This window comes from Paenarthrobacter nitroguajacolicus, from assembly GCF_029952445.1.
GTDB lineage: Bacteria > Actinomycetota > Actinomycetes > Actinomycetales > Micrococcaceae > Arthrobacter > Arthrobacter nitroguajacolicus_B.
In genome coordinates this window covers 22,908-43,150 of sequence record NZ_JAQPPK010000032.1, presented here as the reverse complement: position 1 = coordinate 43,150, position 20,243 = coordinate 22,908, and the positions used below count along the sequence as shown (strand labels likewise).

Genomic DNA, 20,243 nt, shown 5'->3' with positions numbered 1-20,243 from the left:
TTCGGTGCACCTTAATTCCGGGGCCTCCTTGACCCTCGCCGGGGCCGGTGCTCAGATGGAAGAACAGGCGCGGGGTCTCCCCGTATTTGGTCACAGGGCTCCAGCGGGCCCACGAGACGGAGGTAGCAACATGGACACCACCGAATCACACCCCAACCATCCCGAACGGACAACCATCGAGTCGGACCCGGCCTTCGACTACGCCGAGGACCAGGAAGTAGACGAACCCTGGGTGGAGGAAGTGGATGCCCCCGAGGACGACGAACGGGTGGTGCCGATCGACGAAACCGAGGAGTTCCGGGGCGAGGACGAAGAACTCTAGTCTGAGCCGAACGTGCCTGAGCCGAACGTGAAGGGCTGCGGCCGGCCATGCCGCTTGCCCACCGCGGCAACGGTGACAGTCAGGGTCCTCGACGCCTCGCACCACGTTGAGGGGCGTACGGCCTGTGCCAGCGCACGGGCGATCAGTTGCGCTTCGGGATGCCTCAGACGAAAGGTCTTGTTCCGGGCCGCTATGGTCACCGTGCCCAGGTAAAGGTCGACGGCGGGGATCACCGTGACGGTCCCGGCGCCGGCTTCGGCCGGGGTGCTGTGGGCCTGGGTGCTGTGGTTTTGGTTGCTGCGGGCCTGGCTGGCATCGCTGTGGATCGACTCGCTCTGATACGGCAAGGGGCTGCTCCTGTGGAGAGTGCTCTTGCCCGCTCGGTTGTCTCAGGTCCGGGACGGGCCGCTTCCTCATCCGAACCACCCGTGAACATGGGGTTGGTGCATGGCCAGTCGGAGCTTGGCGCCACATCTCTTGAAGCTGGGACCACCTTACCCCAGGATCCCCTCGCGATGTGGGGCCTGGTATGCGTTGGTTGGAGTGGTTTTGGGGCGCAGAGTGGGCCTGGCATTGCGCGTGCCGGGATAGCGCAACGGCGGCGCTGCCCCGCTAAGGGGCGGCACCGCCGTCGAATATTGCTCTGTTTGTTCGGTACTGCTCGGTTGGTAGGTGTTGCTCGGGTACTGCTCAGTTACTTGTTGCTGGCAACCGGGTGGACTTCCGGCGGCAGTTCCTCCGAAATTGCGCCGGCGACGCGCTTGTCCCAGGCTTCGCGGACTGCTGCGTCCGTGGGCGGGGTCAGCAGGGACACTACAATGTAGACCACCAAGGAGGCGCCGAGGCCCCAGTAGATGGGCTCATTGGCGTAAACGCCGTCTTCGCTCGGGATGACGCCAACCGCGTACATGATGAGCAAGGCGAGCGTCAGCACGGAGCCAACTGCCATGGACCACGCGGCGGCGATGCCTGTGCCGCGCTTCCAGACCAAGCCGCCGAGGATGGCCACCAGGAGGCCGCCCACCAGGATGTCGTAAGCGATGGTCAGGGCCACAACCACGTCCTGTGCAGCCATCGAAATCAGCACGGCAACGATGCCCAGGCCCAGAACCCAGTAGCGGTTTGCCTTGACGTCGTGCTCAGGGTTTTCCGTGTCATCGGTGTTGATGGTCTTGCCGAACCAGCTGGCCACGAACGGGACGACGTCGGCGCGTGCCACCGTAGCGGCGGCGATCAGGGCGCCCGAAGCGGTGGACATCATTGCTGCCACAGCAGCGGCCATGACCAGGCCGCCGATGCCGACAGGGAGGATGTGGGTTGCAACTTCTGCGTACACAACATCCTTGCCGAGGTTGGCGACGTCGATGTCCGGGAGGGCGACGCGGGCAGCAAGGCCGATCAGCGCGCCGGCGATGCCGTAGAGGATGCAGTAGACGCCGGCGGTGGCGCCTCCCCAACGGGCAACGGTGGGGGTCTTGGCGGTGAAGACGCGCTGCCAGATGTCCTGACCGATCAGCAGGCCAAGGGTGTAGACCACGAAGTACGTGATGATGGTCTGCGTGCCGATGCCATCGATCTGGAAGAAGCTGTCCTCAAGCCGCGAACGGATGCCGTCCATGCCGCCGGCTGCGTTCAGCGCAAACGGGAGCATGAGGAAGAAGATGCCCACGGTCTTGATGATGAACTGCACCTGATCAGCCAGGGTGATGGACCACATGCCGCCGATGGTGGAGTAGACAAGCACGATGGCACCGCCGACGGCGATGGCCATCCAGCGCTCCCAATCGAAGAGCACCACGAAGATGGTGGCGTAGGCGCCGGTGGACGTCGCACACAGCATCAGGGTGTAGGCGAGCATGACGATGCCGGAGGTCTGCGTGGCCTTGCTGCCGTAGCGAAGGCTCAGCATTTGGGAGACCGTGTAGATCTTCAGGCGCTGGATGGTGCCGGCGAACAGGAGGCTGAGCAGCAGCACGCCTGAGCCGATCGCGACCACAAGCCACATGCCCGAGATGCCGAACTTGTAGCCAAGGCCCACGCCGCCCACGGTGGACGCGCCACCGAGGACAACCGCGGCCATGGTGCCGGTGTAAAGGAAGGGTCCCAGGCGGCGGCCGGCCACCAGGAAGTCGCTGTTGTTCTTGGTGCGGGACTTGCCCCACCAGCCGAATGCCAGCATGGCGAGCAGGTACACCACCACGATTGCGATATTAATAGCCGAAGATTCCATGAACGGTCCTTGGAGCTGATGCACGGAGGTTGGGGTTTTCGACGATACTCCTGCGATGCGTCGAAGTCTCTGTGCGGATGATTGGAGATTGGATTGGAGATTGGGGATGTGTTGTGTGCCTCACAGACAACACTTGTTGCCTATGAGGATATGTTGTGATCGGAGTAACAGTCAAGATCCTTTTGACTTGGTTACGTCGACAGTGGCCCTGTTGGCGTGGCTCCCGGCTACTATTGCTCCAATGACAGGGCCACATGACAGGCCTGAAAGGTTCGTGAATGAAGGCTCTACCCGTTGAACCGAGCAATGTTCCCGTTGCAATCGGTTCCAGAATCCGCGCAGCCCGGCAGGCGCAGCGCCTCACCATCGAGCAAGTGGCTGACGCGACCGGTTTGACAAAAGGCTTCCTGAGCCGCGTGGAGCGCGACCTGACATCGCCGTCGGTGGCTTCCCTGGTGACGTTGTGCCAGGTACTTTCCGTCTCCGTGGGTGATTTGTTCGCGGCTCCGGAAACCCATCTGACAAGGCGCGACGACGGGCCCCGGATTTCCCTGGGTGGCCAGGGCATTGTGGAGCGCTTGCTTACTGCCCGTTCGGAGCGGCGCCTTCAGATACTCCAGGCAACCATCGAGCCCCGCGGGCGCGGCGAAAACGAGCTTTACGCGGTGGACTGCGACGTCGATGTGCTGCACGTGGTCAAAGGGCGGATCAAGCTCATCCTGACCAATGAGGAGTACGACCTCGAAGAGGGGGACACTCTCTCTTTCCCCGGCCGTGAACCCCACACCTGGATCAACCCGACGGACGAGACCGTTGAAGTGCTCTGGGTGCTGGTACCCGCGGCGAGCCGGTAGCCCGCCGCGACTTGGCAGTTAATGCCAATGCGCGGAACATTGGCATTAACTGCCATCTCGGTGGGGGTGGCTAACCCACGTGCACCCATGGCCGGCGGGTGATGTCCGGCTCGGCTTCCCGGAGAACCTCGCGGGTCACTGGCGCGATCTCCCCTTCACCAAAGAACAGGAACCTGCTCAGGTTGGAAATCGGGTTTCCCTCGGTCCATCGGAAGTAGATGTGCGGCATGAAGCCGGTGACATCGCGGATATGGAGGAGTACCGCGGCCAAGGTGTTAGGCACATTGTTGCTGTGGACTTCCAGGATTTTGAACCCATGCCGTTCCTTGCCCACCACTTGGAGTTCCTGCTCGAAGTCGGAGCTGTCATCGACGATGATCTCGATGAACACAGCGTCGCAGTCCAGGGGGAGGTGGTTGGCCTGCTGGGCATGCTCCAGCTTTTCCTTGTACCTGTCGGCGCTGAACCGTTTCGGTTCGTGGGCGATGATCCGGACAGGTCCCTCCGCAGCGTTGGCTGTGAACTCCAGTGCTTTCCGGTCCATTTTGATGTGCGTTGCCCTGAGCTCGAAGGCACGCCGCATGCGGGAGGCGAAACTGACCACCAAAATGCCCAGGATGAACAATGCTGCAATCTTCAGGCCGTCCGGGCGCTCGATGGAGTTGACCACGGTGGTGTAGACGAACACCAGTGAGATGATCCCGAAGCCGATGACTTGTCCGCGTTGCTTCTTCCGGCGCGCGGAAAGCGTGACGGCGATGGATGCCGAGGTGATCAGGACCAGTACGCCGGTGGCATAGGCGCCGCCCTGGGCGTTGACGTCGGCCTGGAAGATGACGGTGACGATGAAGGCGATGACCGTGAAAACGAGGACCAGCGGACGGAGCGCCAGCGCCCAGGCCGGTGCCATCCCGTAGCGCGGCAGGTATCTCGGAACCAGGTTCAACAGGCCGGCCATGGCGGAGGCGCCGGCGAACCAGAGGATGGCGATGGTGCTGATGTCATAGACGGTTCCGAAGCCATCGCCCATGAACTTGTGGGCAAGGTAGGCCAGTGCGCGGCCGTCTGCCTTCCCGCCAGGCTGGAATTCAGCGGCCGGGATCAGCATGACCGTGGTGAAGCTGGAAGTAATGAGGAATGAGCTCATGATGATGGCGGCGGTTGTCAGGAGCTTGTGCGCACCTTTGATGCGGCCTGCGGGGTTCGCCTCGGTGTCGGCGGGGTGGCCCTTGATTTGCGGCATCACAGCGACGCCGGTTTCGAAACCGGAGAGGCCGAGCGCCAATCGGGGGAACACCAGCAGCGCCAGGGCGATCATCATGATCGGGTCGCCGTGGGAAGTGGTCAGTGCGGTCCACCAGTCTGTAATGACGCGCGTCTCGGTAAACACGTGTCCGATCGATACGGCGATGACCACGAGGTTGAGCAGGAGGAAGGCGCCTACCAGGACCACTGCGACGTTGATCGCTTCCTTGAACCCGCGCAAGAAGACGATGCCGAGGCCCGCGATCAAAGCGAGCGTGATAACCACCTGCTGGCCTTCAAGGAACTCCGGCGCGAACGGGTTCTCGATGAGGTGGGCGGTAGCGTCGGCCGCGGACAATGTAATGGTGATCATGAAGTCTGTGGCGGCGAAGCCAAGCAACGCCAGGACGAACAGTTTCCCGCCCCAGCGGGGCAGGAGGCGCTCCAGCATGGAGATGGAGCCCTCGCCACGCGGGCTTTCCCTTGCCACCCGGCGGTATACCGGGAGTGCCCCGGCCAAGGTTGCCGTGACAAGAAGCAAGGTGGCCAGGGGAGACAGCAAGCCTGCCGCCAGTGCGGCGATGGCTGGTTGGTAGCCGAGGGTGGAGAAGTAGTCCAGGCCCGTGAGGCACATGACCTTCCACCAGGCCTGCGGCTTGTGGGAATCCGAGGGACGGCCGTGTGGGCCTTGCCGCTTGCCTGAGGTGTCCGGCATTCCTTCCAGCAGCCAGGGTTTGAGCTTGAAGGAATTCTTTGGCCGGTTGGCCGGATCGGCCGGAGGCCTCGACAGGGTGGTCACGGTGTCCTTTCGCGCAGCACGGTACTGCTTCCGCAAAGGAGCGTATGGCGGGGTTCGACGCCGGTACCCCGGTTTTTATGGAATCTTTACGCCCGCTGTGATCGGCGTCTCACCCTGTCGAGAAGTTGTAAACAGGTGATGCATATTAGACAACTTTGAGTGTATGATGGGTGTCACAGTCCCCGGATTCAATCCCCTATTCACTCAAGGAGTGGCGTACTTTGGAAGAGCTCCGTATCGAGGCCAACGGCAACCTGGGCCCCATCGATTCATCCCGTATCCCGCGCTACGCCGGTGCCGCCACCTACGCCCGCCTGCCCCGGCTGGACCAGGTCTCCAAGGCAGACGTCACAGTTGTCGGCGTCCCCTTCGATTCCGGTGTTTCCTACCGTCCCGGCGCCCGCTTCGGTGCCAACCATGTGCGCGAGGCCAGCCGTCTGCTGCGCCCGTACAACCCGGCATGGGATGTCAGCCCGTTCGAGAACATCCAGGTTGCCGACGCCGGCGACATGGCAGTGAACCCGTTCAACATCAATGAGGCCATCGAGACCATCCAGCAGAACGCGCTGGACCTGACGGCAAACGGCAGCAAGCTCGTCACCCTTGGCGGCGACCACACCATCGCCCTCCCGCTCCTGCGCGCAGCGGCCGAGCGCGCCGGCGAACCCGTAGCCATGCTGCACTTCGATGCCCACCTGGACACCTGGGACACCTACTTCGGCGCGGAGTACACGCACGGTACGCCGTTCCGCAGGGCAGTCGAAGAAGGCATCCTGGACACCGAGGCCATCAGCCACGTGGGTACCCGTGGTCCGCTGTACGGCAAGAAAGACCTCGACGACGACCACCGCTTCGGCTTCGGAATCGTCACCTCCGCAGACGTCTACTACCAGGGCGTCCTGGAGACCGTGGCCAAGATCCGCGACCGCATCGGCAACCGTCCGCTGTACATCTCCGTGGACATCGATGTCCTGGATCCGGCCCACGCTCCCGGTACCGGCACTCCGGAAGCCGGCGGCATCTCCAGCCGCGAGCTCCTGGAGATCATCCGCGGTTTCCGTGGCATGAACCTCGTAGGCGCGGACATCGTGGAGGTCGCTCCGGCTTATGACCACGCCGAAATCACCGGTGTGGCAGGCAGCCACGTTGCCTATGAACTCGTGACCCTCATGGCGGATAACGCCGTGGAAGGTGACCGCCACGGCGCCCCTAACGGTTACGCCCAGCAGGCCCTCGGCGCCCGCCTTGAAGAGCTCGCGAAGGCAGACCGGCCATGATCGATTTCGACCCGGGCACAGCAGCCCCCACGAAGGGGACCAACCAGCGCAATGGTGGGGACCTCGTCGTCGAGACCCTTGAAGCGCTTGGCGCGAAGACCGTTTTCGGTATCCCTGGCCAGCACGCGCTTGGCCTGTTCGATGCCATGGGCCGCGGCAACCTCCACTTCGTGTCCTCGCGCGTGGAGAACAACTCGGCCTTCGCCGCTGACGGCTACTCCCGTGCCACGGGTGAGGTGGGCGTCCTGTTCCTGTCCACCGGCCCCGGCGCGCTGACGTCCCTTGCCGGGCTGCAGGAGGCGTACGCCACGGGTGTTCCCATGGTGGTTGTGGCCAGCCAGATCCCGCTCGATGGCCTGGGCGCCCGCCGCAAGGGCATGCTGCACCAGCTCGATGACCAGAAGGCATCGGCCGCGAACGTCACCAAGAGCCAGCGGCTGATCCAGCACGCGTCAGGCATCCCTTCAGCCATCCAGGACGCTTGGACGGAGGCGATTTCCTCCCCGCAGGGTCCTGTCTGGATCGAAATTCCGCAGAACGTCCTGCTGGATCCCATCATGGTTCCCCCGGTGGAGGACGCCCTCGCCGAGGCTTTCGACAACCCGCCGCGCGTCGAGTTGATCCGCGAGGCCGTGAAGTGGCTTTCGACGGCGGAACGCCCGGCGATCATCGCAGGCGGCGGTACGCGCCGTGGCCGGGCCGAGAAGTCGCTGCTTTCGATCGCGGAGCAGCTGCGCGCCCCGGTCATCTGCACGCCCGGGGGTAACGGTGCGTTTCCCTGGACCCATGAGCTGTCACTGCAGTCGTGGATCGAGGACCGGTACATGACCGATGTCCTGGAGGATGCGGATGTCCTGATCGTCATTGGCTCGTCCCTGGGCGAAGTGACCTCGAACTACTTCACGTTCGAACCCCGCGGCCGGATCATCCAGATCGACGCCGAACCGCGGGTTCTTGAGTCCAACAGGCCAGGACTTGGCATCCGTGCCGACGCCGGCCAGGCCCTCGCCGCACTGGACGAGGCCCTCGCAGCTGCTGGGGCCGCGGACGCTGCGAAGCGGGATTGGCACGGCACCACGCCGGAGGAACTGGTCAAGGAATCCCTGGCCAAGGTCAAGGCCCGCCTGGAGTCACAGGACCTGGCCAAGGAACTGAAGTTCATGTCGGACATCCGTGAGGCCGTCCCGGCCGACATGCAGACGTTCTGGGACATGACCATCTCCGCATACTGGGGCTGGAGCTGCTGGGACGCCCGCGAGGGCCAGTTCCACTCCGCCCAGGGTGCGGGTGGCCTGGGTTATGGCTTCCCGGCCGCGATCGGTGGGGCCGTGGGCCTGGAAACCACGGGCAAACCCAGTCGGGTGTTGGCAGTGTCCGGTGACGGCTCGTCGATGTACTCCATCTCGGAGCTGGCCACCGCCAAGCAGCACAACGTCCCGGTCACCTGGCTGATCGTGGACGACGGAGGTTACGGCATCCTGCGCGAATACATGGTGGGTGCTTTCGGCCAGGCCACGGCCACCGAGCTCGCCCGGCCGGACTTCGTCAAGCTGGCCGAGTCCTTCGGCGTCCCGGCCCGCCGGGTTGCCCCGGAGGAAGTGGGGGACGCCCTCAAGGCGTCCTTCGAAGCGGACGGACCCAACGTCGTCGTGGTTGAAACCCTGCTGAAGATGTTCGGCCCGACACACCTGGACTAAGACACAAGGAAACCCCCGCACAGCCATCTGTGCGGGGGTTTCCTGCGTTAAGGGGATCAGTCGAGTTCGCGCTGGGTGCCTTCGGGCGTGGCCTTCACGGCAATGGCCGAGGCCAGCATGGCGGCAATCCAGAAGACCGCTATCAGCCAGATTCCGCCACCGGCAGCCAGGCTCAGCCCCGCCACGATCATGGGCGTGAAACCGGCCCCGATCATCGATGCACCTTGATACGCCAGCGATGCTCCCGTGTAGCGGTTCCGGGTGGGGAACTGCTCCGCAACATAGGCGGCGATTGGGCCGTAGAGGAAGCCCTGGACCACTCCGTTGCCCAGGATGATCGCGGCCGCGAAGCCCCACAATTCACCGTTGCTCATCAGCAGCAGGATCGGGTAGACCAACACGGCGCCCAGGAGGGAGGCCCCAATGAGGACCCGACGGCGGCCGATCCTGTCGCTGAGGCGGGCGGAGTAGAAGCAGATCACCAAAGTCAACAGCGCGGCAACCGCCTTGATGTTAAGGACGCCGTTCTTGTCTGCACCGCTCTCGACGGCCACCGATACGCCCCACACGGTAGTCATGGACTGGCAAACGTAGAACGAGGTGGTGGCCAACAGGCCCAGGACCACGGCGCGTGGGTTGTTCTTCAGGACATCGAGCAATGGCACACGGCGCTTTTCACCGGCGGCTTCAAGGCGCTGGAAGGCTGGTGTTTCGGCGACCTTCAGTCGAATCACCATGCCGACCACGATGAGCAACGCACTGAGCAGGAAGGGCACACGCCAACCCCACACCAGGAAGTCCTTGCCGGAAACGGCTGCGAACAAGGACAAGGCCAGCGTGCCGAGGATGGCGCCGGCCGGACCGCCGGCATTGGCGAAGGCGGCCGCGAAACCGCGGTGTTTCTTGGGGGCGTGCTCGATGGCCATGAGCGCGGCACCACCCCACTCGCCACCGACCGCAACGCCTTGGACCAGCCGGAGAACCACCAGTGCCAACGGCGCTGCCATGCCAATCTGGGCAGTGGTGGGCAGCAAGCCGATCGCCGTGGTGCCAAGTCCCATGATGAGCATGGACAGGACCAGCATTTTCTTGCGGCCCAAGCGGTCGCCGAAGTGCCCGAAGATCAGTCCGCCAACGGGCCGGGCGATGTACCCGACGGCCAGCGTGACAAAGGACGCGAACAGATCGAAGCCAGGGCCGAGGTTGGCGAAGAAGACCTTGTTGAAGACCAGGCTTGCCGCCGTGGCGTAGAGGACAAAGTCGTAGTACTCAATGGCGCTGCCAATGAAGCTGGAGGCGAGGATGCGGCGCATGTCCTTGGAGTTCATGGACGTTTCCGCGGTGGTGGCAGCGCCTGTGTCCGGGGCTGTTGGTGCTGAGCTCATGTGCTTCCTCAGGTTGGGGTTCTGGCTCGTCAGCGCTGACGGGCGAACGGGATGGTGTCGAGATCGTTGGGGACCGTGAACGTCCCGGAGAAGTGCTCGCCGGCTTCCTGCCACACGGATTCGGAAGCGGAGCCGGGTACCAGGTGGTGCAGGGCCAAGTGGCCGGCGCCGGCGGTTTCGGCGAGCTTCGCGGCCTCGCGGACGCTGGTGTGGGACTTGTAGTGGTGGTCGCGGGAAGCCCTGCTGGACTCGTCCGTTTTGTCCGCATACAGCGACTCGACCCAGGCGAAGTCGATGGCCTCGTGCAGCAGGAGGTCCGTGTCCTGGGCGAGGGTGATCATGTTCTGTGTGTAGGCGGTATCTCCGGAGATCGTCACGGAGCCTTCGGCGGTGTCGAACCGGAAAGCAAACGCGGGAGCCACGGGTGGGTGCTCCACCAGGATGGCAGTGACGGTGACCAGTTCGTCCCGGTAAACCTCGAACGGTTCCATGTCCGGCGTCGGGTTGTTGTTGGGGTGGTAGCCGCTATCGGCAGGGATTCGGATGTCTTCGGCGTGGAAGATATCCAGCGGGCTGGGACGGAGGCTGTCCAGGATGCGGTCGTTGAGGTCCGTGGCGTGGGCCTTCATGAGCTGTTCGAACATCTGGCGCGTGCCCGGCGTCGGATTTTCCGGCGCCAACGGCTGGGGTTCGACGACGGCGCGGGGCGAGACCGCAGGCAGCTCGCCACGGTTGCCCGGTCCAATGATTTTTACCGGTGAGTCGGTCCGGTCCGTCAGTGCGTAGAGTCCGAAGATGCCCAGTCCGGCGAGGTCGTAGACGTGGTCGGAGTGCAGGTGGGTGATGAAGAGGGCCCTTAGGTCCTTGAGTTCCAAACCCGACTGGCTGAGCCTGCGCCCGGCTCCCTGGCCGAAATCAACCAGGTAGAAAGCATCCCCCACTACCACTGCGGTGGCGATGCCGGTGCGCTCGCCGGAATCGGCTGCGGCCCACCATCGTGGCCCACCGGCCGTTCCGAGCGTAACGATATGCGGCTTCAGGGATGACGTCGGCGTCATGGATGCTCCTTTGACTGAATGGGCTTTCCTCCAGTGTGGTGCGCGCCACGTCACTTGTATAATCAATCAATTCTAAGAAGTTCATAAGGAGAACTGATGGGTGAGTTTACGCTTCGGCAGTTGGAGTATTTCGTGGCCGTACTGGACCACGGCTCGCTCACCAAAGCGGCCAGCGAGAGCAATATTTCCCAGGCTGCCGCGTCCATGGCCATCGCCCAACTGGAAAAGAACCTGGGCCTGGATCTGTTGATCCGGACACGTGCCAAGCGCGTGGAACCAACGCCGGCCGGGGTGGAACTAGGCGTGAGGGCGCGGAGGATTCTTCGCGAGGCCGCGGACTTGCAGGGTGCGCTTCGCGGCTCGCACCAGGACATGAGGGGCCGCGTGGTCATCGGCTGCATGATCGCGATCTCGCCCCGGCTGATCCCCGAATTGATCCGGCTCTTCGCTGCCCGGTGGCCGGAGGTGGAGCTTGATTTCGTGGAAGGAAATGCGGAGGAGTTGCAACGTGCCGTGGGGGAGGGGGAGTTGGATGTTGCGTTCATCTATTCACTTCAGGCGGTGCCCGGCGTCGAAATCCTGACGGTGGCCGCATCGCGGCCGCAGTTCATGCTGGCCGCGGACCATCCGCTGGCCCACCGCGCTTCCCTGCGGTTCGCCGATCTCGCTCATGAAGAGGTGGTCCTGTTCGACGTACCGCCCAGCGCGGAGCGTGTCATCGCGATGTTCCATTCGGCGGGCATCGAACGAAAGGTGCGCTGGCGGAGCGTTGTGGCGCAGACCATCCGCGGCATCGTGGCGAGCGGCCGGGCGTATTCGGTGACGAACGTATGGCCGGGAATCGAGTCCCTGTACACGGGAGCGCGCGTTGCCCTGGTGCCGATCGAGGACAAGTTGCCGTTGAACGAACTCGTCGCCGTTGTTGCGCCCGGCGTTAGCCGCCCGCGCCGGGTGGAAGAAGTCATCTCGGCGGCCCGTGAGCTGACCCGCCAGGAGGCTTGAGACTTTGCCCCAAAGGGTGAGCTTCCGGCACTTAGGTGACTTGCGTCGAGGGGTGAGCTTACGGCACTTAGGTGTGCCCCCAAAGGGGTGAGATCCAACCCCTCGGCGAAACCACACGAAGGGCCTTGCGTCGAGGGGTGAGCTTCCGGCACTTAGGTGTGCCCCCAAAGGGGTGAGACCTAACCCCTCGGCGAAACCCACACGAAGGGCCTTGCGTCGAGGGGTGAGCTTTCGGCACTTAGGTGTGCCCCCAAAGGGGTGAGATCCAACCCCTCGGCGAAACCCACACGAAGGGCCTTGCGTCGAGGGGTGAGCTTTCGGCACTTAGGTGTGCCCCCAAAGGGGTGAGACCTAACCCCTCGGCGAAAAGTAGGGGAGGCACGGGAGCTTCCCAGAACCCGGGCAACCATCTTTAGTTTCCCAAAGCAATCAATCTAGGTTATAGTTGCTTTAGGCAAACAAAAAGGGGTGTTTTACATGTCTGTCGGTTCTGCCACAGCAACCGATCTTGTGCATCAGATCTTTGACCTCCAGCGGACTCTGCGCTGCGTGGTCACTGCCCACATGGCCCGCGTTCCCGACGTCGGAATGGCGGTCCAGGGCGTCATGCGGTTCATCGGCGAGGGGGAGACGCGTGCCACGCACCTGGCTGCGCGCCTGGGCGTGAGCGCTCCGGTACTAAGCCGCCACATCGCGGAACTGGAGGACCTTGGCTTCGTTACCAGGCGGCCGGATCCCGCGGACGGCAGGGCGCAACTCCTGGCCCTGACGGAACGGGGCGCGGCGAAGCTGCACGAATTCGAAGAACAACGCAGCGTGAGACTGCGGGATTACCTGGCGGATTGGAGCGAGGCTGACGCCCTCGAGGCCTCCCAGGTCATCAACAAACTCACAGAGTCCCTCAAGGACTCAATCCGGGCAACGGCGGCCGGCTCCATCACAACAAACCAAACAGCTTAGGAGCCCACGCATGGCTACACCAGCAGTACAACACCCGCAGGCGGTGGGCGCCGCAGCGAAGGCTGCCGCGCCCATGACCCACCGACAGATCATGGAAGCCCTCACGGGGCTCCTCGCGGCCTTCTTCACGGCAATCCTCAGCAGCACGATCGTCGCCAACGCACTGCCCACCATCATGTCCGAACTCAAGGGCACCCAAACCGACTTCGCGTGGGTCATCACCGCGGCGCTGCTCGCCAACGCTGCCACCACGCCCATCTGGGGCAAGCTCGCGGACCTCTTCGACAAGAAGCTCCTGGTCCAGCTGAGCATCGTCATCTTCGTGGCCGGCTCGGTCATGGCGGGCCTGTCCGAAACCATCCCGCTGCTGCTGACCGCACGCGTCATCCAGGGTGTTGCCATGGGTGGCCTCACCGCCTTGGCGCAGGCCATCATCGGCTCCATGATTCCGCCGCGCGACCGCGGAAAGTACTCCGGTTACATGGGTGCCGTCATGGCCGTGGGTACAGCCGGCGGCCCGCTGCTCGGTGGTTTCATCGTGGACAGCCCCCTCGGCTGGCGCTGGACCTTCTTCGTTTGCGTGCCGCTCGCCGTCGTAGCGCTCATCCTGCTGCAGATCACCCTGAAGATCGAGCACATCAAGCGCCCTGCAAAGATCGACTGGCTCGGCTCCATCCTGCTGACCTCCGGCGTGAGCCTGCTCCTCATCTGGGTTTCCTTCGCCGGCAACCCTGAATACTACGACTGGTTCTCCTGGCAGTCCGCCCTCATGGTGGGCGGCGGCGTGGCCCTGCTCGCGCTGTTGGTGTTCGTGGAAACCAAGGTGGCACAGCCCATCATCCCGCTCAAGATCATTTCCGAGCGCACCACCGCACTGGCCATCGTGGCCTCGATCGCCGTCGGTATTGCGATGTTCGGATCCTCCACCTTCCTGGGCCAGTACTTCCAGGTGGCCCGTGGCGCCACGCCTACCGAGGCCGGCCTGCTGACCCTGCCCATGATCGCCGGCAACCTCATCGGTTCGGTGGCCTCGGGTATCCTGATCAGCCGCTTTGGAAAGTGGAAGCGGTTCCTGATTGCCGGCTCGGTCCTCCTCATTGGTGGACTCGCCTTCGCCGGGACCATGGACCACACCACTGAGCTGTGGATCGTGGCCATCTACACCGGCGTGTTCGGCCTTGGCTTGGGCATGCTGATGCAGAACCTGGTGCTGGCAGTGCAGAACACGGTGCAGGCCAAGGACATCGGAACGGCGAGTGCCTCCGTGGCGTTCTTCCGCTCAGTGGGCGGTGCGATCGGTGTTTCCGTGCTTGGCGCCATCATGTCCAATCATGTGAAGGACCTGGCTGTTGAAGGAATGGCTGCGGCCGGTATCCCTGTCCAGGGTGGCGGCTCCGGAGCCAGCATGGACCTGGCGGACATGCCCGCACCCATCGCCGACATCATGCGGGCAGCCTACGGCGATGCAACGGCCCAGATCTTCCTGATCTCAGCGATCATCAGCGTGGTGGCACTCCTGGCCGTCCTGTTCATCAAGGAACGCCCGTTGCGCCGCACACTGGATGCAGCCCCGGAAAAGGAGCTCGTGGCCACAGCCTCGGGAGAAGCCGGCATGTCACTGGACACTGCGTCCATGGACGCAGTTAAGACCGACGACAGGGTGAAGACGTCCGACGGCGCCAGCCCCCTTGGTGCCGACCACTCACTGTCCGGGGCGGAACGTCAGGTTCCGAAGCAGGATCCGGGATCGGATCTTGACCTTGAGTTCGCACGGATCCTGACCCAGGAGCGGCCCCACGCAGCTTCTGACGTGAAGGAAGTGCAGGAACAGCTGACGCGTACCCAGTACGTTCTGGCCGAACAGCAGCTCCAGCTCAGCCGGGCCAACGTTGAACTGCAGGCACGCCTGCGCGAACAGCAGAGCATCGCGCAACAACAGGCCGCTACTGCGGAGGAATTGACTGCTCTCCGCAAGCAACTCAAGCGCGAACGCCGGCAGCAGGAACGTATGGCGTTGCTGCTTGTCCAAGGCATCGAAGCACGTTCGGACCACGGCAAGCACGCAGGCTAGTACACGCGGATTGTAATCAAGGGCGCCGGCTGGGATTCCAGCCGGCGCTTTTGTTGTGGTGTGTTGTCTCTGCTGCGCAGCGGACCTGCTCCTCCGGAGGCAGCCTCAACACGGCAACTACTCCGCTGGGATGATCTTTTCCCGAAGTTGTTTCGCGGGGGCAAAGGATTTCGTAGAGTGGGGAGGCTAATACTGTCAGCCCCTGCTGCCAAACTTCTTTACATCACATTAACGCACTCTTTCTAAGGACCGTGGGCATGCTTGTCACCCTTATACGGCGCTACTCCAAGCCGTATTTGCCGCAGATTGTGGCCGTGCTGATTTTTCAGCTGGCGTCCACCATCGCCACGCTCTACCTTCCCAGCCTCAACGCCAAAATCATCGATGAGGGAGTTTCCCGCGGCGACACCGATTTCATCTGGCAAACCGGTGCGCTCATGCTCGCAGTTGCCCTTGGACAGGTGCTTGCCGCCATCATTGCCGTGTACTTCGGCGCGCGGGTTGCCATGGCCATTGGCCGCGACCTCCGCCGCAGCGTGTTCCGGCAAGTCAGCAGCTTTTCCGCCCAGGACGTTAACCGCTTTGGCGCCCCCACCCTGATTACCCGCGGCACCAACGATGTCCAGCAGGTACAGATGCTTGTGCTGATGGGCCTGAACTTCATGGTTTCCACGCCCATCATGTGCGTCGGTGGCATCATCATGGCTCTCCGCGAAGACCTCAGCCTGTCGTGGCTTGTATGGGTGTCCGTTCCTGTCCTGGTGGCAGTGGTGGGTTACCTCGTGGTCCGCCTGATGCCTTTGTTCCGTTCCATGCAGACCAAGATCGATGCCATTAACGGAGTGCTGCGTGAGCAGATCATCGGCATCCGGGTGGTCCGCGCGTTTGTCCGCGAGCCCCACGAGGCAAAGCGTTTTGGTGACGCCAACCAGGACCTCACTGCCGTGTCGGTCAAGATCGGCAACCTCTTTGTCCTGATGTTCCCTGCCATTGGCATGATCCTGCACCTGTCCACGGCCGCCGTGCTCTGGTTCGGTGGACAGCGCGTTGATTCGGGCGACATGCAGGTGGGGGCCCTGACGGCATTCCTGCAGTATCTCCTGCAAATCCTCATGGCCGTCATGATGGGCACGTTCATGGCAATGATGATCCCGCGGGCCTCCGTGTGTGCAGACCGTATTGGCGAGGTCCTGGACGTTGAGCCTTCCATCCACAACCCTTCCTCGCCGGTGGTGCCCGCTGAGAAGAAGGGCCGCGTGGAGTTCCGTGACGTGACCTTCAAGTACCCGGGTGCCGAGGCGCCGGTGCTGAGCAACATTTCCTTCACCGCCGAGCCAGGAAAGACCCTCGCCATCATTGGTTCCACCGGTGCGGGCAAGACCACCCTGGTCTCCCTGCTGCCGCGGCTTTACGACGTCGCCTCGGGTGAGGTCCTGCTCGACGGCGTGCCGGTCACCGAAATGGACTCCTCGGAAATCACCAGCCGCGTCTCGGCTGTTCCCCAGAAGCCGTACTTGTTCTCCGGCACCATCGAGCACAACCTGCGCTTCGGCAAGCCCGATGCCACGGACGAGGAACTCTGGGAGGCCTTGGAGACTGCCCAGGCAAAGGGCTTCGTGGAAGAGAAGTCCTCCGGCCTCAACCGGCGGATTGCCCAGGGCGGAACCAACGTTTCCGGCGGACAGCGCCAGAGGCTCTCCATCGCCAGGGCCTTGGTGACCAAGCCGAACGTGTACCTGTTCGACGATTCTTTCTCGGCGCTTGATGTCGCAACAGACGCCAGGCTCCGAAAAGCCCTCAAGGGCAAGACCAAGGATGCGACGGTCATTATCGTGGCCCAGCGCGTCTCTACGATTGCGGACGCAGACGAGATCCTGGTGCTGGACAACGGCCGCATTGTTGACCGGGGAACCCACGACGAATTGCTGGAGACGTCACCCACGTACCAGGAAATCGTCGAATCCCAGCTGAGCGTGGAGGAAGTGGCATGAGCGAGCAGAACCAGCAAAAGAAGCGTGGCTGGGCTGCCAAGGCAGAGGCCGCCAAGAATGCCAAGGCAGCCGCTGCGGCTGAGGTTGCAACCGAAGCACTGGACGACGACGACTTCGTTGAGGAAGAGTACGTTCCTTCCGAAGCCGACGGCGGCATGTTCGGGGATGTTCCTGCGAAAAAGGCAAAGGAATTCTGGCCTTCCGCCAAGCGGCTCATGGGCCTGCTGAAGCCTGAACGCGTCGGCGTGTTCATCGTGATCGGCCTTGTAATTGTCTCCGTTGTCCTGAACGTGATTGCGCCCAAGGTTTTGGGCAGCGCCATGGACGTTATTTTCGGCGGCGTCATGGGCAAGCAGATTCCCCCGGGTGTATCGCAGGAACAGTTCGTGGAACTCATGCGCCAGCAGGGCCAGGGAAACTTTGCCGACATGGTCTCCAAGATGGAGCTCACCAACGGGATCAACTTCTCCAAGCTGACGTTCCTGATTTCCATAGTGCTCCTGATGTACTTCGTGGCGAACATCTTCCTGTGGGCACAAGGTTGGTTGCTCAACAGGATCGTCATGCGGGTCATCAAGAAACTTCGCAACGACGTCCAGGCCAAGCTCAACAGGCTCCCGTTGAACTACTTCGACACCCGGCAGCGCGGCGACATCCTGTCCCGTGTCACCAACGACGTCGACAACGTCCAGCAGGGCCTCCAGCAGGCCTTCTCCCAACTGGTCAGTTCCGTTCTCACGGTCCTGGGCATCACGGTGATGATGTTCATCGTGTCCTGGGAGTTGGCGCTCATTGCGTTGATCGCATTGCCGCTCTCGGGGGTTGTCGCCGGTGTCATCGGTGCGCGCAGCCAGAAGCTGTTCTCCGCACAGTGGAAGAACACAGGCGCCCTGAACGGGCAGATTGAGGAATCGTTCTCCGGTCACGACCTCGTGAAGGTGTTTGGCCGCGACGCTGACATGCTGACGCGTTTCGACGAGAAGAACGAGGAACTCTACAAAGCGTCCTTCGGCGCACAGTTCGTCTCAGGCGTGATCTTCCCGGCCATGAACTTCGTGTCCTACCTGTCCTACGTCGGGATCGCCGTGGTGGGCGGCCTGCGGGTTGCCTCCGGTTCCATGAGCCTGGGCGATGCCACTGCGTTCATCCAGTACTCGCGCGAGTTCACCCAACCACTGGGCCAGATCGCCGGCATGGCCAACATGCTGCAGTCCGGTGTTGCCTCCGCGGAGCGCGTCTTCGAATTCCTGGACGCCGAGGAAGAGATTGAAGAGAACGGTACCCGTCACCTTCCTGCCAAGACGGACGGCCATGTTGAGTTCGAGCACGTCTCGTTCAGCTACGTCGAGGACAAGCCGCTGATTGAAGACTTGTCCTTCAGCGCAGAGCCTGGGCACACCGTGGCTATTGTGGGTCCGACCGGTGCAGGCAAGACCACCCTGGTGAACCTGGTGATGCGGTTCTACGAGCTCAATTCCGGCCGGATCACCCTGGACGGCGTGGACATCAAGGACCTCACCCGTTCCGAACTCCGGTCCAAGGTGGGCATGGTGCTCCAGGACGCCTGGCTCTTCGGCGGCACCATCTACGACAACATCAAGTACGGCAAGCTGGACGCCACGGAAGAGCAGATCATGGAAGCAGCCAAGGCCACATACGTGGACCGCTTCGTCCGTGCCCTGCCGGACGGCTACCAAACGATCATCGATGAAGAAGGCAACAACGTCAGCGCCGGTGAGAAGCAGCTCATCACCATCGCCCGCGCGTTCGTGTCCGATCCCTCCTTGTTGATCCTCGACGAAGCCACAAGCTCGGTCGACACCCGTACGGAACTGTTGTTGCAGAAGGCTATGGCAGCACTCCGCACGGACCGGACAAGCTTCGTTATTGCCCACCGCCTGTCCACCATCCGCGACGCCGATACCATCCTCGTGATGGAGAACGGCCAGATCGTGGAGCAGGGCAACCACGCTCAGCTGCTCGCCCTTGAAGGTGCGTACTACCGCTTGTACATGTCCCAGTTCGCTGGGGAGGAAGAAGCCGCTGTGGATGACTCGACGGCGGTGCACAGCTGAGTACGGAGTTGCTGAAGGATACTGTCGAACCCCGGCGCATTGAGGTCCTGGTGCCCATGCGCTGGGGTGACATGGATGCCTACGGGCATATCAACAATGTCCAGATAGTGCGCATTCTCGAGGAAGCCCGCATCGCAGCCTTCGGGCCGCCTCGCGGTGCGGGGCTTCCCGGCGTCGAACCACCTGCCGCGCTCTTCAACGATGTTGAGGAGGGCACCATGACCCTGGTTGTGGAACACAAGGTCAGGTATGTCCGGACTTTGGACTACCGCAACATTCCAGCTGTGGTGGAGATCTGGGTGGGCGCCATCAAGGGGGCCAGCTTCGATCTCCACTACGTCATCAAGGATCCCGTGACCCGGGAAGACTGCGTCAAGGCCACCACCCACCTGGCTTTCGTCGCCGAGGCCACCGGACGGGTCCTGAGGCTCACTCCCGGGCAAAAGGAAAAGCTGGAAAGGTATAAGGCGTGACGCTCCGGGAACGTAGAGTTTCACCATGAAACTTGAAATCGCCGTGGTCAGCGCCGTTGGTGCAGGCGTGGCCGCAGCTGAGGGTGCCCATCGCGTCGAACTCTGCAGCAGCCTTGAGCTTGGTGGCGTAACGCCCAGCCAGGGGCTTCTTGAGGCGAGCATGGAGCACGTGGATGGTCGCTTGGAAATCCATCCACTGATCCGCTCCAGGCCCGGCGACTTCCTGTACTCGGCCTCGGACGTCGACACCATGGTCCATGAGATCAGGCATCTGCTGCATCAGGGCGCCGACGGGGTGGTGATAGGTGCACTGGCGCCTGATGGGTCGGTGGACCTTCGTACCGTTCGGCGCTTGTTGGAAGCGGCAAGGGAGGCCAAGCCCGGCGCGCAAGTGACCTTCCACCGGGCAATAGACCAGTCCGAAGACCCTCTGGCTGCGTTGGACCAGCTCATGGAACTGGGTTTCACCAGGGTCCTCACCTCCGGACATGCAGCTACGGCGGGAACAGGCCTTGCGACGCTGGCCACCATGGTGGAACGTGCCGGAGGTGCCATGGAGATCATGGCCGGCGGGGGACTTTCGCTGGAGGACATCCCGGAAATGCACGCAGCTGGCTTGTCCGCCGTCCACCTTTCGGCCAAGAGGACAGTCTCCACGCTCAGGGAGGGGACGATTCCCCTGGGTACCCAGGACGGCAGCGATCCCTCGGCTTATACCGTCACTGACCGGGAAATTGTCCGGGCGGCCAAGGCAAAAATCAACGCGCTGAACCTTGGCGACGACCCCCATTGATTCACGGTTTC

Annotated in this window: 16 protein-coding genes and 1 riboswitch; of the genes, 11 read left to right on the top strand and 5 right to left on the bottom strand. The window is 62.8% G+C overall.

Going from position 1 to position 20,243, the window contains the following annotated elements; all coding sequences use genetic code 11:
- Nucleotides 1-130 precede the first annotated feature (130 nt).
- A complete protein-coding gene (locus tag PJL15_RS19350; protein WP_281452760.1) occupies nucleotides 131-322 on the top strand; it encodes a hypothetical protein in 192 nt (63 codons plus the stop codon).
- Here the strand turns inward: PJL15_RS19350 and PJL15_RS19345 are convergent.
- Entirely contained in the window at nucleotides 319-669 is a 351-nt protein-coding gene (locus PJL15_RS19345) for a hypothetical protein (RefSeq protein ID WP_281452759.1), read from the bottom strand. The two genes, PJL15_RS19350 and PJL15_RS19345, sit on opposite strands and share 4 nt — an antisense overlap.
- Before the next feature lie 16 nt (nucleotides 670-685).
- Nucleotides 686-805, bottom strand: a riboswitch (SAM riboswitch).
- Between the two features lie 211 nt (nucleotides 806-1,016).
- Nucleotides 1,017-2,552 (bottom strand): sodium:solute symporter, encoded by a 1,536-nt coding sequence (locus PJL15_RS19340; protein WP_281452758.1) that lies wholly within the window; start codon nucleotides 2,550-2,552, stop codon nucleotides 1,017-1,019.
- A gap of 278 nt (nucleotides 2,553-2,830) precedes the next feature.
- Between PJL15_RS19340 and PJL15_RS19335 the strand changes: the two genes are divergently transcribed.
- Entirely contained in the window at nucleotides 2,831-3,406 is a 576-nt protein-coding gene (locus tag PJL15_RS19335) for a helix-turn-helix domain-containing protein (protein ID WP_018777077.1), read from the top strand.
- 70 nt (nucleotides 3,407-3,476) lie between these two features.
- On the opposite strand, the gene PJL15_RS19330 is transcribed toward PJL15_RS19335, so the two are convergent.
- Entirely contained in the window at nucleotides 3,477-5,450 is a 1,974-nt protein-coding gene (locus PJL15_RS19330; RefSeq protein WP_281452757.1) for an amino acid transporter, read from the bottom strand.
- 221 nt (nucleotides 5,451-5,671) lie between these two features.
- Between PJL15_RS19330 and speB the strand changes: the two genes are divergently transcribed.
- Nucleotides 5,672-6,727, top strand: coding sequence for an agmatinase (speB, locus tag PJL15_RS19325; RefSeq protein ID WP_281452756.1), 1,056 nt, complete (start codon nucleotides 5,672-5,674; stop codon nucleotides 6,725-6,727).
- Entirely contained in the window at nucleotides 6,724-8,424 is a 1,701-nt protein-coding gene (locus PJL15_RS19320) for a thiamine pyrophosphate-binding protein (RefSeq protein WP_281452755.1), read from the top strand. Before speB ends, PJL15_RS19320 begins: the two co-directional genes overlap by 4 nt.
- Before the next feature lie 56 nt (nucleotides 8,425-8,480).
- Here the strand turns inward: PJL15_RS19320 and PJL15_RS19315 are convergent, their stop codons facing one another.
- Both PJL15_RS19315 and PJL15_RS19310 read right to left on the bottom strand, forming a co-directional pair.
- Nucleotides 8,481-9,809, bottom strand: coding sequence for an MFS transporter (locus PJL15_RS19315; protein ID WP_281452754.1), 1,329 nt, complete (start codon nucleotides 9,807-9,809; stop codon nucleotides 8,481-8,483).
- A gap of 29 nt (nucleotides 9,810-9,838) precedes the next feature.
- A complete protein-coding gene (locus PJL15_RS19310; RefSeq protein ID WP_281452753.1) occupies nucleotides 9,839-10,867 on the bottom strand; it encodes an MBL fold metallo-hydrolase in 1,029 nt (342 codons plus the stop codon).
- Nucleotides 10,868-10,963: 96 nt separating this feature from the next.
- On the opposite strand from PJL15_RS19310, the gene PJL15_RS19305 reads away from it, so the two are divergent.
- From PJL15_RS19305 to PJL15_RS19275, 7 genes are all read left to right on the top strand, one after another.
- A complete protein-coding gene (locus PJL15_RS19305) occupies nucleotides 10,964-11,869 on the top strand; it encodes a LysR family transcriptional regulator (RefSeq protein WP_281452752.1) in 906 nt (301 codons plus the stop codon).
- A 477-nt stretch (nucleotides 11,870-12,346) separates the two neighbouring features.
- Nucleotides 12,347-12,829, top strand: coding sequence for a MarR family winged helix-turn-helix transcriptional regulator (locus PJL15_RS19300; RefSeq protein WP_281452751.1), 483 nt, complete (start codon nucleotides 12,347-12,349; stop codon nucleotides 12,827-12,829).
- Between the two features lie 10 nt (nucleotides 12,830-12,839).
- Nucleotides 12,840-14,900 carry an MDR family MFS transporter gene (locus PJL15_RS19295; protein ID WP_281452750.1) on the top strand — a complete coding sequence of 687 codons (2,061 nt, stop codon included), beginning with the start codon at nucleotides 12,840-12,842 and terminating at the stop codon, nucleotides 14,898-14,900.
- Nucleotides 14,901-15,157: 257 nt separating this feature from the next.
- Entirely contained in the window at nucleotides 15,158-16,891 is a 1,734-nt protein-coding gene (locus tag PJL15_RS19290; protein WP_281452749.1) for an ABC transporter ATP-binding protein, read from the top strand.
- Entirely contained in the window at nucleotides 16,888-18,966 is a 2,079-nt protein-coding gene (locus PJL15_RS19285; protein WP_281452748.1) for an ABC transporter ATP-binding protein, read from the top strand. The genes PJL15_RS19290 and PJL15_RS19285 overlap by 4 nt, the downstream gene beginning before the upstream one ends.
- A gap of 56 nt (nucleotides 18,967-19,022) precedes the next feature.
- Nucleotides 19,023-19,439 carry an acyl-CoA thioesterase gene (locus PJL15_RS19280; RefSeq protein WP_281452766.1) on the top strand — a complete coding sequence of 139 codons (417 nt, stop codon included), beginning with the start codon at nucleotides 19,023-19,025 and terminating at the stop codon, nucleotides 19,437-19,439.
- 25 nt (nucleotides 19,440-19,464) lie between these two features.
- On the top strand, nucleotides 19,465-20,232 hold the full coding sequence (locus PJL15_RS19275) for a copper homeostasis protein CutC (RefSeq protein ID WP_281452747.1): 768 nt from the start codon (nucleotides 19,465-19,467) through the stop codon (nucleotides 20,230-20,232).
- Nucleotides 20,233-20,243 lie beyond the last annotated feature (11 nt).

Coding starts and splice junctions, on each gene's coding strand:
- PJL15_RS19280 (WP_281452766.1), top strand. CDS start 19,023: ATGCGCTGGGGTGACATGGATGCCTACGGGCATATCAACAATGTCCAG.
- PJL15_RS19305 (WP_281452752.1), top strand. CDS start 10,964: ATGGGTGAGTTTACGCTTCGGCAGTTGGAGTATTTCGTGGCCGTACTG.
- PJL15_RS19275 (WP_281452747.1), top strand. CDS start 19,465: ATGAAACTTGAAATCGCCGTGGTCAGCGCCGTTGGTGCAGGCGTGGCC.
- PJL15_RS19285 (WP_281452748.1), top strand. CDS start 16,888: ATGAGCGAGCAGAACCAGCAAAAGAAGCGTGGCTGGGCTGCCAAGGCA.
- PJL15_RS19340 (WP_281452758.1), bottom strand. CDS start 2,552: ATGGAATCTTCGGCTATTAATATCGCAATCGTGGTGGTGTACCTGCTC.
- PJL15_RS19315 (WP_281452754.1), bottom strand. CDS start 9,809: ATGAGCTCAGCACCAACAGCCCCGGACACAGGCGCTGCCACCACCGCG.
- PJL15_RS19320 (WP_281452755.1), top strand. CDS start 6,724: ATGATCGATTTCGACCCGGGCACAGCAGCCCCCACGAAGGGGACCAAC.
- PJL15_RS19290 (WP_281452749.1), top strand. CDS start 15,158: ATGCTTGTCACCCTTATACGGCGCTACTCCAAGCCGTATTTGCCGCAG.
- PJL15_RS19300 (WP_281452751.1), top strand. CDS start 12,347: ATGTCTGTCGGTTCTGCCACAGCAACCGATCTTGTGCATCAGATCTTT.
- PJL15_RS19295 (WP_281452750.1), top strand. CDS start 12,840: ATGGCTACACCAGCAGTACAACACCCGCAGGCGGTGGGCGCCGCAGCG.
- PJL15_RS19310 (WP_281452753.1), bottom strand. CDS start 10,867: ATGACGCCGACGTCATCCCTGAAGCCGCATATCGTTACGCTCGGAACG.
- PJL15_RS19335 (WP_018777077.1), top strand. CDS start 2,831: ATGAAGGCTCTACCCGTTGAACCGAGCAATGTTCCCGTTGCAATCGGT.
- PJL15_RS19350 (WP_281452760.1), top strand. CDS start 131: ATGGACACCACCGAATCACACCCCAACCATCCCGAACGGACAACCATC.